Source organism: Bacillus cereus group sp. BfR-BA-01524, assembly GCF_022662595.1.
GTDB classification, from domain to species: Bacteria; Bacillota; Bacilli; order Bacillales; family Bacillaceae_G; genus Bacillus_A; species Bacillus_A thuringiensis_S.
Window position 1 is genome coordinate 1 of the sequence record NZ_JAKUDW010000021.1, and the last position, 14430, is coordinate 14430.

A 14430-nucleotide genomic window follows, 5' to 3' on the forward strand; every position below is an offset into this window, starting at 1 on the left:
AAAAAGTATTGTATCTTTATTAATTGGTATTGCAATTGATAAGAGCTATATAAATGATATACATACACCGATTACAGAGTGGATTGAAAATGTACCTGGGGAAAAACATGATTTGACGCTTTATCACTTATTAACAATGACTACTGGTGAGGATTGGAAAGAGTTTGGAAATGGAGTAGTATTCCCAAATGACTTTGTAGAATCAGAGAACTGGGTGCAGTACATATTAGAAAAGCCAATAATTGAAGAACCCGCTACAAAAATGAATTATAATTCAGGTTCTTCTCATTTACTGAGCTATATTATTCAAGAAGCTACTGGAATGTCGACAGAGCGGTTTGCAAAGAAATATTTATTTGATCCATTAGAAATTAACGAATACGAGTGGCAACAAGATCCGCAAGGTATATATGTCGGCGGCTTCGGTATGAAAATGAAATCTACCGATTTATTAAAATTAGGAAAGTTATGTTTGCAAAATGGATATTGGAATGAAAAAGAAATTGTATCAGCGAAATGGTTAGAAGAGTCAAGTAGGGCTCTATTTGAAACATATGAACATGTCGGTGCATATGGATATCACTGGTGGGTATTACATAACGGAAGATTTCACATACCGTATTGTATATATTTTGCTATGGGATACGGCGGACAATACATCGTTATCATTCCTCAGTTAGAAGTAGTAGCTATTATAAGTAGTCATATGCCAAAACGTGGGCTCGTTCCATTGAAATTATTTATTGAGCATGTACAGAATAATTCCGATTATATATAAGAAAAGGAGGGAATGTATGAAGGATGAAAAAATTTTATCTTTATTTAGATTATGTTTAAGTCTTCTAGTGTGTAGCGCCATTGTTACGCAATTCATAATTAGGGCACAAGTGAAGCCGTTTAATCCAGTTAACTTTTTTAGTTTCTTCACCATTGAAAGTAATATTTTAGTTGCATGTATTCTCCTTTTAAGCAGTATCGGAACAGCTACATTTGGTCGCTCAGAACAGTTTAGTATACTTCGTGGTGCGGCAACGGTATACATACTTACGACAGGACTCGTTTATTTTTTGTTACTAAGAGGATTAGAAGAGTCACTTCAAACGGCAATACCATGGGTAAATACTGTGCTACATTATATCATGCCGATTGCAATGCTTTTAGATTGGATTTTAAATCCACCTATTAAGAAAATCACTTGGAAACAAGCTGCAAGTTGGCTCTTATTCCCGTGTTTTTACGTTGTATATAGCTTAATACGTGGTCCAATCGTGAATTGGTATCCATATCCGTTTTTAGATCCGAGAATAGGTGGATATGGTAAAGTACTTTTATATAGTATAGGGATAGCTGTAGTAATTGGCGCTATTTGTATATTGGTAAGATTTTTAGGGAATCGAAACTTTAGGAAAGAATTTTAGAAATGCAAGGAACCCCACTGTTTCCATTTTTAACAGTGGGGTTTCATTTTATCCCGCATTAACGGGCAGCCCGATTGGTGAGGGCTGATTAAAGTTTCACTTTATCTACTCGTCTTCTGAAACGACAACTTTATAAATTTCTCCGTCTTCGTTTCAAATTCTACATCAACAAAAACACCATATTCTTTTCCATCTTCACGTAACCACAATTTAAATTTTTCAACAGTTATTTGAACTGTTTTTGGTTTTCTACCTATATGAAGATAGTCAATAATTTCTGCTTTTGGGTATTGTTCTTTCGTCTTTTCTACGGCAAGTTTACCCCATTTGGCATACGGCGGCTGCGCATGAACAATTGATGAGCCTGTATATATATTTGAACATGTTGTTAGGAACAGAATGACGAGTGCGACACGTTTTAACGATTTCTTCATGATGAACTCCTTTTATCCTTTTTTTATATTGTTTACATATTTTTTCAACGATATTAGTTTGGATTTTTTTGTCTTCTTTACATAAAAGCGAGGCTTTTACAAAACATAACCAAGAAATCATTTCCGTAATTAAGGAGGGAAAATTATGCGCCAAAAAGCTATTTTTAAAATAGCAGTTTTACTTACGTTCATAGGACTGTCTTTAATGGTCAGTAGTATACAACTAAAGAATGTAGAAGCTTTTTCTAATCAAGTCATTCAAAGAGGAGCATCTGGCGAAGATGTCATTGAACTGCAATCTCGTTTGAAATATAACGGATTTTATACGGGAAAAGTGGATGGTGTTTTCGGATGGGGTACATATTGGGCACTTCGGAATTTTCAAGAGAAATTCGGATTACCCGTTGATGGTTTAGCTGGAGCTAAAACGAAGCAAATGCTCGTGAAGGCAACGAAGTATGACAAGTCAACTGCTAACAAAGGGACGACAACGAATAAAGGAAATAGCGGCGGAACTGCACAAGAGAATAAACCACCTCAAAATAAAGGGACAAATGTTCCGAACGGTTATTCTCAAAATGATATTCAGCTTATGGCAAACGCAGTATACGGAGAATCACGTGGTGAACCGTATTTAGGACAAGTTGCAGTAGCTGCTGTTATTTTGAATCGTGTTACAAGTGCGTCATTCCCAAATACTGTTTCAGGTGTAATCTTTGAGCCTAGAGCATTTACAGCGGTAGCCGATGGACAAATATATTTAACGCCAAATGAAACAGCAAAAAAAGCAGTTTTAGATGCGATTAACGGATGGGATCCAACAGGAAATGCTTTATATTATTTCAATCCAGATACTGCGACTAGTAAATGGATTTGGACTCGTCCACAAATTAAAAAAATCGGTAAACATATTTTCTGTAAATAGAGCGGAGGTGGGACAATGTTACGAGGTATTATCATTGTATTATTAACAGTCGGTGTAGTAGGAACAGGCTATTGGGGCTATAAAGAGCACCAAGAGAAAAATGCGGTTTTAATTCGAGCGGAAAATAGCTATCAACGTGCATTTCATGATTTAGCATATGAAGTCGATTTATTACACGATAAAATTGGCACAACACTTGCGATGAATTCACGATCATCTTTATCACCTGCATTAGCGGATGTATGGCGTTTAACATCTGAAGCTCGCTCAGATGTAGGACAACTTCCTTTAACATTAATGCCATTTAATAAAACGGAAGAATTTTTAGCGAATATCGGTGATTTCAGTTACCGTGCAGCCATTCGTGATTTAGAAAAAGAGCCGTTAAATGAGCAAGAATATAAAACGCTACAAACTTTATATTCAAATGCAGGAAATATACAAGATGAACTAAGAAAAGTACAACACCTTGTTTTGAAAAATAATTTACGCTGGATGGATGTAGAAATGGCACTTGCATCAAATCGTGATCCAGCAGATAACACAATTATTGATGGATTGAAAACTGTAGAGAAAAACGTAACATCATATTCTTCTACAAACTTCGGACCGACCTTTACAAGTGCGCAAAAAAATAAAAAAGGCGGATTTGAAGCGGAAGGAAAGGCAATTTCTAAAGATGAAGCGGCGAAAATCGCAAAATCGTTTCTGAATTTAAAAGGAAATGAAAAAGTAGATGTTGAGAAAAGTGGAAAAGGTGCGAAAGAATCCTTCTATAGTGTGAAAATTAAAGATGAAGCAACGAACAATGAGTTCTATATGGATATTACCGGAAAAGGCGGATATCCAATTTGGGTTATGAATAACCGCGAAATTAAAGAACAGAAAGTTAGTTTAAACGATGCAGGTAGTAAAGGTTTGAAATTTTTAAAGGACCATAAGTTTAATAATATGGAGCTTTATGATAGCTCTCAATATGATAATGTTGGTGTATTTACGTATGTAGTAAATGAAAATGGAGTACGAATTTATCCAGAAGCAATCCAAATGAAAATTGCTTTAGATGATGGTTCTATCGTTGGGTTCTCCGCAAAAGAATATTTAGCGTCACATCAAAAGCGAACAGTTCCATCGGCGAAGCTAACTGCAGCAGAAGCAAGAAAGAAAATCAATCCGGATGTAAAAGTAATGGAAGAACGTAAAGCTGTAGTAGTTAATGATTTGCATAATGAAGTACTTTGCTATGAATTTGTAGGTACTTTAGGAAAAGATACGTACCAAATATTCATTAATGCTAATAGCGGGGCCGAGGAAAAGGTAAAGAAAATGCAAGCTGTTGAAAAAATTTATGATTAAACTTTAATAGTAAAGTGGTGAAAATAGTGAAAACCCTAATATATATGTTGATGCTCTGTTTCGTTATTACTGGATGTAGTATCGGAAAAAAAGATAATCCAAACGAAAAACCAGAACAAAAAAATGTCTCAATGAAAAATGTTAATTATACAAATAAATCAAATAAGCCAAATGAAAAAGCGGCAGATCATTTAGCATCTTTAGCAGCAAGTGTGCCAGGTGTGAATGATGCGACAGCGGTCGTTGTTGGAAAATATGCTATTGTAGGTATAGACGTAAAAGCAAAACTTGATCGAACTCGTGTTGAATCAATTAAATATTCTGTTGCAGAAAGTTTAAAAAATGACCCTGACGGTGCTAATGCAGTCGTTGTAGCAGATGTTGATACGTATGAACGCCTCAAACAAATCGGAAAGCAAATTAAAAAAGGAAAAACAGGTGAAGGTATACTAGATGAATTAGCGGCTATTGTGGGACGAGTAATGCCACAAGTTCCAAATGATATGATTGAAAATCGAGAAACGAATCCAATTAAAGATAATGATAAACAATTACCAAAAGATGAAGAACAAGAGTTAAGAAAAGAACAGGATGATCAATCAAATAATCATTTGAATAAATGAAATTAGCCTCGTACTTAATTGTGCGAGGTTTTTAAGTATAATATTAAATATTCAGTTTATTTTTAAGGGAATATATGGTTTAATTATGATGGGAGGGACAACTGTTATGATGAAAAAAAGCGCATGTATATTGTTTAGTTTATGCTTAGGTTTCAGTATGACAGCGTGTGAACAGAGAAAAGAAGTGAAAAATCAAACAGCAACTTCTTCTACTGTGATGGAAAGGAAACAGAAAGAATCTATCAATATAAAACATTTCTCGAACATAAATGAAGGAATGACTTATACAGAAGTGAAAGATTTAATTGGTTTTGAAGGGGATTTACTTATAGAAGAAGGGGTAGAACATTCTACACAAATTAAACAAATTTTTGCTTGGAAAGGAAACAATCCAAATTCATTTGTTGAAATTACCTTTTTAGATGGAAGAGTGCATTCAAAAGCACAGCAAGGTATAAGTTAATAAGCTAAAAAATGGGAGAGTTTAGCATGAACATACACACAGGGGAAATTCAATTAGTTCCGTATAAGGAGAAATATAAAGAAGTTATACAAACATTTACTTTACCAAGTGAACAAGTTCAGTTTACAGCAGATCCAAGCGTATTACTGGAAAAAGCAAAAAGTGATCGTACAAAAAATGTGATTGTTATTTTAGATTACAATGGGGTACCGGTGGGTCTTTTCGCATTGGAAACGGGAGATAGAGTAAAGGAGTTCACAGATAATGAGGATGCTTTACTTTTAACGTCATTTTCTATTAATCACAATAGACAAAGAAAAGGATTCGCTAAAAAGTCATTGTTATTATTAGAAGAGTTTGTAAAACGCTATTTTCCAATAAAAAATGAAGTTGTACTTGCTGTGAATGAAAGAAATATTCCTGCACAAAATTTATATGCAAAAGTGGGCTTCGAGGATAAAGGTTTTAGAAGAATGGGACCAATTGGCCAACAAATAATAATGCATTTACCTATAATGAAATAATGAGATAGAAAACTTACTCTTGAATATTCACGTAGTAGGTTTTTTTATTTTAGTAATATATAATATATGTATATAAAATGAAACAGAAATGAAGGATATAAAAAATGAATCAAGATAGAAAATGGAATATCGTTGGGGGAAGAGTGATTAAAACTGGGATTGCAGTTTTTCTTACAGTGTTAGTTTGTGAATTTTTTAACATTCCAACTATTTTTGCTGTAATAACAGCAATTGTTACAATTGAACCAAATGCAACAGACTCAATAAAAAAAGGGCTTATTCGCTTTCCGGCCTCAACAATTGGATCGGCATATGCCATGACGTTCACATTTTTCTTAGGTCATCAAGCAATTTCTTATGCATTAGCTGCGATGTTTACGATCGTTACATGTCAAAAACTAAGGTTACACGCGGGAACATTAGTCGCAACTTTAACTGCTGTAGCTATGATTCCAATTACGGCAGATCATTATTTCACTGCATTTTTAATTCGTTTAGCTACTACATCTACTGGTATTATAGTATCTACTTTAGTGAATTTTTTCATTTTCCCACCACACTACACGAAAACGATTTTTGGATGTACAGAGGATCTATTTGCTAAAACAGCAAATATTATGGAAGAATGGATTACTGCATTAGTTGCAGGAAAAGGTATGAAAAAGGAGACCGCTCAGGATTTATCTAAATTGACTGTATTATTGCATAAGGCGATACAATTTGTTCAATATGAGCAGAAAGATTGGAAATATCATCAACATACAAAGAAGGAAATGAGAAGCTTTTTAACCATGCAGAACCAACTTCATATATTACAGCAAATCATTTACCATATAGATAATTTAGCTCGAGTATCAATTGAGACTTGTGACTGGTCACAAAGTGAAAGAGAAATATTACAACGAACAATTCATTCTATAATTGCTATATTGAGAAACCGTTGTAATGAAATTGATGAGGAACATTTTAAACTTATTGCTGAATTAGACAAGCAATTTTGGAGTTATAAAAATGATTTAAAAGATTATAAACCAAATCATTATCATCACCATTTTTCAAGTGAGTCTATTATTTTATTTGAGGTATTATCTATTCATGATATGTTAGAAGAATTAAAACAAATATCCGAGAAATATGAGTGGGAAAATCGATTCAATTGATAAGTTTATTTTATTGTGGGGGAATAATATGACACTTTATATTGCATTACTAAGAGGAATCAATGTCGGTGGACATAAAGTAATCAAAATGGCTGATTTAAAACGAGTGTTTGAATCAATAGGGTTAAAACAAGTGAAAACATATATACAAAGTGGTAATATCGTGTTCGAATCTGAGGAAGATATAAACTTTCTAAAGGACCGAATACAATCTGAAATAAAAAATGAATTTGATTTCGATGTTCCAGTCATGCTAAGAACATATGGTGAATTTATAAATATTATTAAACAATGTCCGTATGAAGTTCATTCATTGTTAGAAGGAGAAAGTGTTCATGTTGCTTTTTTAGCTAATGTACTTTCTGAAGAGGAAACTAGTCAATTGCTTACATTTAAAAGTGAACTTGAAGATTGCTATATAGATGAGAAGGTTGCTTATTTGTTTTTCAAAAATAGCATTCGAAATTCTAAATTAATGAACCAGTTTCAGAAATTACATACACCAGCTACAGTTAGGAATTGGCGTACTGTGAATAAATTAAAAGCAATTGTAGAGAGTATGTAAATATAAAAAGATGAGGTTTTCTACATGTAGAAAACCTCATCTTTTTACTTATATTGTTTTGCAACTATGAGTTCGACAATAGGATAAATAAAGAATGAAGAGCAAATTGCGATGAACAGAGGGAGGTTTTTAACGCCATCTAAATTAGCCCCCATAGAAAATCCTTCGGAGAAGATTAATAAAAGGAACATTACAACTACAAGCATAAAATACGCAATTTTAAAGCTTTTATATGTAATTTGTTGTCCCATCTCATCTTGACTTTCTTCTGATACACCGTGGGGATCTCCCCAAGTAATGTGATTAATTAAGTTACTAAGTATTAACGAAATAGCAAAAATCGTACCACCCAAAATAGAACCTTCAGTGATGTATTTATATGTGCCATGTACTAGTATTGCAATTAATGCTAAAACAATGATTATAAAAATAGTTTTTTTAGTATTCAATAAATAATTGCCCCCCTCGATTGTAAAAAACTCTTTACAAATATAAGTATAAAATTGTAGAAGTGTCATGTCAAATACTTTTTACATGAAATATGTAAGTGTGTAATATTTTGTTTTTATGATAAGTAAAAAATTACAATACATTTGAATGTAAAAGAATGGGCTCGCATATATTTGGAAGGGATGTCAGATTAATTTAGGGGGTAGTTATGTCTATACTTTTAAAAGCTGGTGCAGATGCAGGAAACAACGGTTTGAAGTTAATGGTGAAAGGGCAAGACCCTATTTTTATTCCGAGTATTTATTCTTTATATATAGGTGAGCCGACAGGACTCTTAGATGAGGTAGATGTTTCATTATCGGAATTAGAAAACCACATTGATGTGACTATAAGTTCGCCATCGTTAATGCTAAATAATGTACGATACATCGTTGGAGAAAAAGTCATTCAAGATCAATTAAAAGGTACTGAGGTAGAGAAAAAATCGAATAAGTCAACGGATGAGTTAATGGTTATTACAATACTATCAGGTTTGGCGGTAAGCGCTATGCGTCAAAGTCCAACTTCTAGCCATATTAATATTCGTTATGATTTATCTGTCGCTCTTCCTATGCAGCTTATTACACAAGAAATAGCTGCTGAAAATGCAAAACGTTATATGGGAAATCATAAGGTTATTTTCCATTATCCGAACGGACGCGATGTGACAATTAATGTTTCAATTGAGTTTTGTAAATGCCTGCCTGAGGGCGCTTCTGGGACGTGGGGCATTGTATATGATGAAGAAGGAAATGTTGTGAAACATAAAATAGAATGTGAGCAAAATCAAGTTTCTGAAATTGATTTTGTAGATAAAACACTACTCTCTTTTGATATTGGTGCAGGGACGACAGAAGAAGTTGTTTCATTAGGGGTAAATTTCCGTCCGCAACTAAGTAAAGGTTTATCTTATGGTGTAAAAGAAACGTTACTACAAATCATTACGAGATGGAACCGGAAGTATCCAACTAAGACGATTGATAGCATTACAGAGTTCAATCAAATTTATTTAAATGATAAGCATCCGAGAAATATCTTATTAGTTGAGGAATCACAGCCGGCACTATTAGGTTTAGCAGCGCGTGTTGCAACAGATATTATAAATAAAATCGATGATATGAAAGACGATCCATACGTGTTTATTTATGGCGGGGGCGCAGTAATTATTAAAAACAGTTTAAAAATGATTTTAAAGCAAAAAGGACGACTCAAAAATGTAATCTTTGTAGATAATCCGTTATTTACAAATGCACGAGGATTATTAGTTTATACTTGTTCGCCAAAATATAGAGAGCATAAGCAAAAAGAGTTAGGATTTACAAACTTAACGATAAGTTAGTTGGTGGAAGTATGCGATCTAGGCGATATAAACGTGGTGATCGAGTAAAAATCAATATTCATAAATCGGTATCACCTGAAATGCTTGCGTGGCTGAATAAACAATCAAATCCAACTAATTTCTTCTTTTTTGCTGCGCAGCAACTATTTAAACAAGTAGGAGATATTGACGTTTCAAAAGCTTTACCAAGCAGCCATGTTTTCTCATTATATGTGGAGCCTTCATCCTTATTAAAAGTCGAAGTAAACCCTTTTAAAAACATGACACTAGAAGCAAATACATCCACCGAAAATGCAAAAAAAAAATTATGGGAATCTGTTGATCAATTAGATTGTCCATTTTTCTAAACATAGAAAAATATAAGAAGTCCCCATCACTATACATACGAATACAGTGATGGGGTTTTGTTTGTAAATGGAAGGGGCACAATACAATTTGTGCCCCTTCTGTTAATTATTTGTTTGTCTAAATTTCAGATGTATGTTTAGAAACGGCAGTAATTATGCTTTCCCAATCATTTGGATGATTTTCATGACCTGCCCCTTTAAGAGTTAATAGTACTGAGTTTGGAATTTCATCAATTAGTGCGAGGCCATGTTCAACTGGGAGTGCTGTATCGTCTGTTCCGTGAATAACCAATGTTGGTGCTTGTATGGAGTGAAGTACACCTTCATATGCATCATCACCTTGAAGTAAAGCGTGATTAAACATACTTAATAAATTGTTTGCGCGTTCTATTTCTTGTTTTACTTGTGTATAAACTCTATTTTCATCAAATATTCGTTCTGATCCACATAATAGACGAGATCCTGAAACTAAATACTCTGCCACATCATTTTTATTTGTCCAATCTATACTTGTGCCATTTACATGATGTGTTAAAATCCTTTCATCCATTGGGGGTAAATCGCGAGTATTGTCATCAGATCCTATTATACTAGTCGCTAGTAAAGTTAGCGTCAAAATTCTTTCGGGATGTTTTACAGCGGCAATTTGAGCAATCATACCACCTAATGACATACCAAAAAGATGGACTTTATCAATATGATAAGCGTCTAATACCCCGATTGCATCTTCAGCCATATCTGTTACTGAATAATTTGAAGTGCCAGGTTCATATGTAACAGAGCGTCCAACATCACGGTTATCAAAGCGAATAACAAATTTCCCTGTGTTCGCCAACTGTTCACAAAATTCTTCATCCCAATATATCATTGAACAAGTAGCTCCCATAATTAATAAAATAGCGGGATCATTAGAGTTACCGAAGCTTTCTGTACATATATCAATACCGTTTATTTTAAATATCTTTTCACTCATAGAGTTCACTCCATTTCTTTTGAATTTAATTAAAAATACAATTTTGAATGATTCTAAGGTGTGTGTAAGATTCATTTTGGAATTCACAACGATTCATGCATAATTACCCCCAAAAATAAGTTTATGATAATTCAAGGCAAAAAATTTTGAGAAATAATTGTATGTTATTAAAATAAACAGCAAGGAGGAGAGGAAATGAAAGCAATTGTTATTGATCAATATGGTAGTGTTGAAGAATTAAAAGAAAGACAAGTTTTAAAACCGGTTGTTAAGAAAAACGAGGTATTAATACGCATTCACGCAACATCTGTTAATCCAGTTGATTGGAAAATAAGAAAAGGTGACTTACAAGAACAGTTACGCTTTTTATTTCCAATCACTTTAGGATTAGATGTAGCTGGAGTTATTGAAGAAGTTGGAGAAGATGTAGAGTGTTTCAATATAGGAGATAAAGTGTTTACGAAACCTGAAAATATAGGAAGCGGCTCTTATGCTGAATTCATTGCAGTACAATTAGATTTAGTATCACATATGCCTAATAATATGAGTTATGAAGAAGCAGCTTCTATTCCTCTTGCAGGACTTACAGCGTGGCAAAGTCTTGTAGATTACGCAAAAATAAAAGAAAATGAACGTGTATTCATTCATGCTGGAGCTGGTGGCGTTGGAAGTTTGGCAATCCAAATCGCAAAATCATTTGGAGCTTTTGTTGCAACGACTGCTAGTAGTAAAAATAAAGAATTTTTACAGTCTTTAGGAGCGGATCTCGTTATTGATTATAAAAAAGATAAATTTGAAGAACTAGTATCAGATTTTGATATTGTGTTAGATACAATAGGTGGCGAAGTGCAAGAAAAAAGTTTTCGAATTATTAAACCTGGTGGTGTTCTAGTTTCCATTGTTCATGAACCACTACAAAAAGTAGAAGGAATAAAATCAGGATTTTTATGGCTAAAACCAAATGGAAAACAATTAGAAGAATTATCAGCTTTAATTGTAAACGGAAAAATCAAACCAATCATAAGTAAAGTGGTGCCATTTAATGAAGCAGGAGTTCGAGAAGCTCATATTTTGAGTGAAGGACAACATGTTAGAGGAAAGATTGTAGTTAAAGTGGAATGATAATGAAGATTACAGCTTATAGAGTAACTAGATTTGAATAACGAAAAAGCTCAACAATAAATAATATCCCATACTACACATTTTTATTTTTGGATATTATTTATTGTTGGCCATTGTGATAGTACTTCTAACCTATACTGTTTCGTATTGTATCATGTAATTTCTCTAATCCAATCGCCATATCTTTCTCGTTTAACATTGAATAGCTAATTCTTAATTGGTTATCATTTGTTTCGTAATTTAATAGACAAGCTGTTCCTGGTAAAAAAGAGACATCTACTTCATTTGCTTTTTGTAATAAGGTAAAGGGATCTATCGAATCAGGCAGTGTCACCCATAAATTAAAACCGCCATTTGGTATTTCAAAGTTTAGTTCTTTTAATGGCGATAATATATCAATTGTTAAATCACGTCTCATTTGTAAAGCTGTTCGTAATTTTTCTAAATGATTTTTCATACGTTCCGCACGTAAAAACGGTAGAAGTGCCTTTTGTGTTAATAAAGGACTACCGATATCCATTGAACCTTTCACTGCATATAGCCATTCCAAAATAGGGCCATCGGCAATAAGTGCTGCGATACGCAGTCCTGGTGCTAACGTTTTACTAAATCCTTTTATATATATTACGTGGCCATCTTTATCAAAACTTTTGATTGGGGGCGGGACTATAGCATCCTCAAAATATATTTCTCCGAAAGAATCATCTTCAATGATAAAAAATTGATATAGCTCCGCTAGTTCTATAAGTTCCATTCTTCGTTCTTTACTCATTACTGTACCTGTCGGGTTTTGGAAGGTCGGATTCGTATACAATAAAACGGGATTTTTACTTTGACAAATATCATCAATTAAGTCGGAGCGAACTCCATTATTATCAAGAGAAACGGGAATGATTTGAACACCTTTATTGATGAAAATATCAAGCGCGGCACTGTAACATGGACTTTCTACTAATACAGTATCTCCAGGTTTTAATAATGTTTGAGCAATTAAATCAATTCCTTGTTGTGCTCCGCTTGTAATTAATAATTGAGATGGGTCTGTCACTAATTTCTGGTGTTCATTTAAGTAATTTGCTATTTCAACTCGCAGCTCATAATCGCCTTGAACGGGCCCGTAAGTTGCTAACAACATCGGATTTTTATCCAGCAATTTATGCATTTCGTCTGCCAAAAATGGATTTGGTAACAGACGGGGATACAGAATGGCTTGTGAAAAATCATAATATTTACGGTGTTTATTCATTACATATTGAGAACGCATAACATTAATAGATCTTGATTGTTGCCATTTATACGGTATCGGTTTGAAATCTTTCTTTACACGTTTATATATGTAAGCACCTTTTCCTTGTTCGATGCGTATATATCCTTTCGTTTCTAACTGTTTATAAGCTTTACGAACAGTTAATACATTGATTTGTAAATCTGTGGCCATACAACGTAAAGAAGGAAGGGATTCACCATGTGAAAGCATACCACTTTGTACTCTTTCAACAATTTGCATATATATTTGCTTGTAATACGGTATGTTTGATTCTTTACGCAATACAATCTTCATAGATTCACCTATTTTTCTTTTTAATTTAATTAAAGCGAAAAATATATAGGGAATCAACTACAACTTGAAGTAACTGTTATATGTACCGATACACTGTTATACACCATACCCTCTATACTCATTTTAAGAGTAAAAAGGAGGAAGAAAAATGGTCATTTTTAATTACATTTTAGTATGTATTATTTTCGGGACAACATTTTTAACGATAAAAATTGGAATTGAAGCAGGGGCGCCACCGTTGTTTTCAGCAGGAATTCGCTTCTTTTTAGCGGGTATAATCCTTATGATTATTTTTAAATTAAAGCGAAAAGAAATTATGCCACATATATTTTCAAAACGCATTATGTATGCTGGATTTTGTTTAACATTTATGACATTCGCAAGTTTATATTGGTCAGAACAATATATTTCTTCGGGATTAGCTGCTGTTCTGTCTGCTACAGGACCAATGATGATTTTATTAATACAAGCAAAGAGGAATAGGGAGAAATTACAAAAGGAACAACTCGTTGCTTTAGTTATTGCACTAATAGGTGTTATATTTGTTTCTTTACCAGGAATGCATCAACAAGTAAGTTTCATATGGAGTATTGCTTGTATTGTTTTAGTTATAGGAGAGTTATTTTACGGAATAGGCTCTATTCGTTCGAAAGAAATACTTTCAGATTTATCAAATGTATCACCATTTCTTATTAACGGAATTCAAATGTTTTATGGAGGGATTTTACTACTAATCGCATCTATTATTGTGGAACAACCAAATGTAACTGTATTAACTTCATGGAGTGTACAATGGCCTATTTTATATCTCATATTTATCGGATCGATCGGTGGACACGGATTATATTACTGGCTCTTATCAAAAACAAATCCAGTATTTCCATCGACGTGGTTATACGTATCACCATTAATTGCAATAATTGTGGGATATATCATTTTAGGAGAACCTTTAAATCCTACAATGGGAATGGGGGCTTGTCTTATATTGATTGGTGTATTTTTGGCCAATCGTTCAACACTACGGACTTATTTCAAAAAAGGGCGGTTATTAGAGAAGGAGATGTAGTTTAATAAAGCAACAGCCCTGTATATTACAGGAATGATAAAATCAAAAACACAGTTGGAAAAATA

17 protein-coding genes are annotated in these 14430 nt (G+C 33.6%); 13 read left to right on the forward strand and 4 right to left on the reverse strand.

What is annotated here, in order from left to right:
• Together MR170_RS09690 and MR170_RS09695 are read left to right on the forward strand one after the other, a co-directional pair.
• Nucleotides 1-778 (forward strand): serine hydrolase domain-containing protein (locus MR170_RS09690; RefSeq protein ID WP_242308121.1); only part of this gene is annotated, 778 nt, incomplete at its 5' end.
• Nucleotides 779-794: 16 nt separating this feature from the next.
• On the forward strand, nucleotides 795-1418 hold the full coding sequence (locus MR170_RS09695; protein WP_071732135.1) for a Pr6Pr family membrane protein: 624 nt from the start codon (nucleotides 795-797) through the stop codon (nucleotides 1416-1418).
• Nucleotides 1419-1519: 101 nt separating this feature from the next.
• Here MR170_RS09695 and MR170_RS09700 read toward each other — a convergent pair whose 3' ends face one another.
• Nucleotides 1520-1852 (reverse strand): DUF3889 domain-containing protein, encoded by a 333-nt coding sequence (locus MR170_RS09700; protein ID WP_000749154.1) that lies wholly within the window; start codon nucleotides 1850-1852, stop codon nucleotides 1520-1522.
• Nucleotides 1853-1997: 145 nt separating this feature from the next.
• On the opposite strand from MR170_RS09700, the gene sleB reads away from it, so the two are divergent.
• The 7 genes from sleB (at nucleotide 1998) to MR170_RS09735 (ending at nucleotide 7468) form a co-directional block, all read left to right on the forward strand.
• Nucleotides 1998-2777: a spore cortex-lytic enzyme gene (sleB, locus tag MR170_RS09705; RefSeq protein WP_050843877.1), complete on the forward strand. Its 780-nt coding sequence runs from the start codon at nucleotides 1998-2000 to the stop codon at nucleotides 2775-2777.
• A gap of 15 nt (nucleotides 2778-2792) precedes the next feature.
• Nucleotides 2793-4133 carry a germination protein YpeB gene (ypeB, locus tag MR170_RS09710; protein ID WP_016081334.1) on the forward strand — a complete coding sequence of 447 codons (1341 nt, stop codon included), beginning with the start codon at nucleotides 2793-2795 and terminating at the stop codon, nucleotides 4131-4133.
• A gap of 26 nt (nucleotides 4134-4159) precedes the next feature.
• Nucleotides 4160-4756 (forward strand): YhcN/YlaJ family sporulation lipoprotein, encoded by a 597-nt coding sequence (locus tag MR170_RS09715; protein ID WP_043315256.1) that lies wholly within the window; start codon nucleotides 4160-4162, stop codon nucleotides 4754-4756.
• Nucleotides 4757-4862: 106 nt separating this feature from the next.
• A complete protein-coding gene (locus MR170_RS09720) occupies nucleotides 4863-5219 on the forward strand; it encodes a hypothetical protein (protein WP_242308123.1) in 357 nt (118 codons plus the stop codon).
• Nucleotides 5220-5230: 11 nt separating this feature from the next.
• The gene (locus MR170_RS09725; protein WP_142315990.1) at nucleotides 5231-5743 is read left to right on the forward strand and encodes a GNAT family N-acetyltransferase; all 513 of its coding nucleotides are present in this window, start codon (nucleotides 5231-5233) and stop codon (nucleotides 5741-5743) included.
• Between the two features lie 104 nt (nucleotides 5744-5847).
• Nucleotides 5848-6903, forward strand: a complete 1056-nt coding sequence (locus MR170_RS09730) for an aromatic acid exporter family protein (protein ID WP_242308125.1) — start codon at nucleotides 5848-5850, stop codon at nucleotides 6901-6903.
• Between the two features lie 28 nt (nucleotides 6904-6931).
• Nucleotides 6932-7468, forward strand: a complete 537-nt coding sequence (locus MR170_RS09735; RefSeq protein ID WP_242308127.1) for a DUF1697 domain-containing protein — start codon at nucleotides 6932-6934, stop codon at nucleotides 7466-7468.
• 44 nt (nucleotides 7469-7512) lie between these two features.
• On the opposite strand, the gene MR170_RS09740 is transcribed toward MR170_RS09735, so the two are convergent.
• Complete coding sequence (locus MR170_RS09740) at nucleotides 7513-7917, reverse strand: hypothetical protein (RefSeq protein WP_050843869.1); 405 nt, start codon at nucleotides 7915-7917, stop codon at nucleotides 7513-7515.
• A 209-nt stretch (nucleotides 7918-8126) separates the two neighbouring features.
• Between MR170_RS09740 and MR170_RS09745 the strand changes: the two genes are divergently transcribed.
• Nucleotides 8127-9296 carry a ParM/StbA family protein gene (locus MR170_RS09745; RefSeq protein WP_016081340.1) on the forward strand — a complete coding sequence of 390 codons (1170 nt, stop codon included), beginning with the start codon at nucleotides 8127-8129 and terminating at the stop codon, nucleotides 9294-9296.
• A gap of 11 nt (nucleotides 9297-9307) precedes the next feature.
• Nucleotides 9308-9643: a hypothetical protein gene (locus MR170_RS09750; RefSeq protein ID WP_001257761.1), complete on the forward strand. Its 336-nt coding sequence runs from the start codon at nucleotides 9308-9310 to the stop codon at nucleotides 9641-9643.
• 118 nt (nucleotides 9644-9761) lie between these two features.
• Here MR170_RS09750 and mleBCA read toward each other — a convergent pair whose 3' ends face one another.
• The gene (gene mleBCA / locus MR170_RS09755; protein WP_242308129.1) at nucleotides 9762-10616 is read right to left on the reverse strand and encodes a BCA family alpha/beta fold macrolide esterase; all 855 of its coding nucleotides are present in this window, start codon (nucleotides 10614-10616) and stop codon (nucleotides 9762-9764) included.
• A gap of 195 nt (nucleotides 10617-10811) precedes the next feature.
• On the opposite strand from mleBCA, the gene MR170_RS09760 reads away from it, so the two are divergent.
• On the forward strand, nucleotides 10812-11738 hold the full coding sequence (locus MR170_RS09760) for an NADP-dependent oxidoreductase (protein WP_242308132.1): 927 nt from the start codon (nucleotides 10812-10814) through the stop codon (nucleotides 11736-11738).
• A gap of 127 nt (nucleotides 11739-11865) precedes the next feature.
• On the opposite strand, the gene pdxR is transcribed toward MR170_RS09760, so the two are convergent.
• Complete coding sequence (pdxR, locus tag MR170_RS09765) at nucleotides 11866-13299, reverse strand: MocR-like pyridoxine biosynthesis transcription factor PdxR (protein ID WP_242308135.1); 1434 nt, start codon at nucleotides 13297-13299, stop codon at nucleotides 11866-11868.
• Nucleotides 13300-13447: 148 nt separating this feature from the next.
• On the opposite strand from pdxR, the gene MR170_RS09770 reads away from it, so the two are divergent.
• Complete coding sequence (locus MR170_RS09770; protein WP_000234337.1) at nucleotides 13448-14365, forward strand: DMT family transporter; 918 nt, start codon at nucleotides 13448-13450, stop codon at nucleotides 14363-14365.
• Nucleotides 14366-14430: the final 65 nt, after the last annotated feature.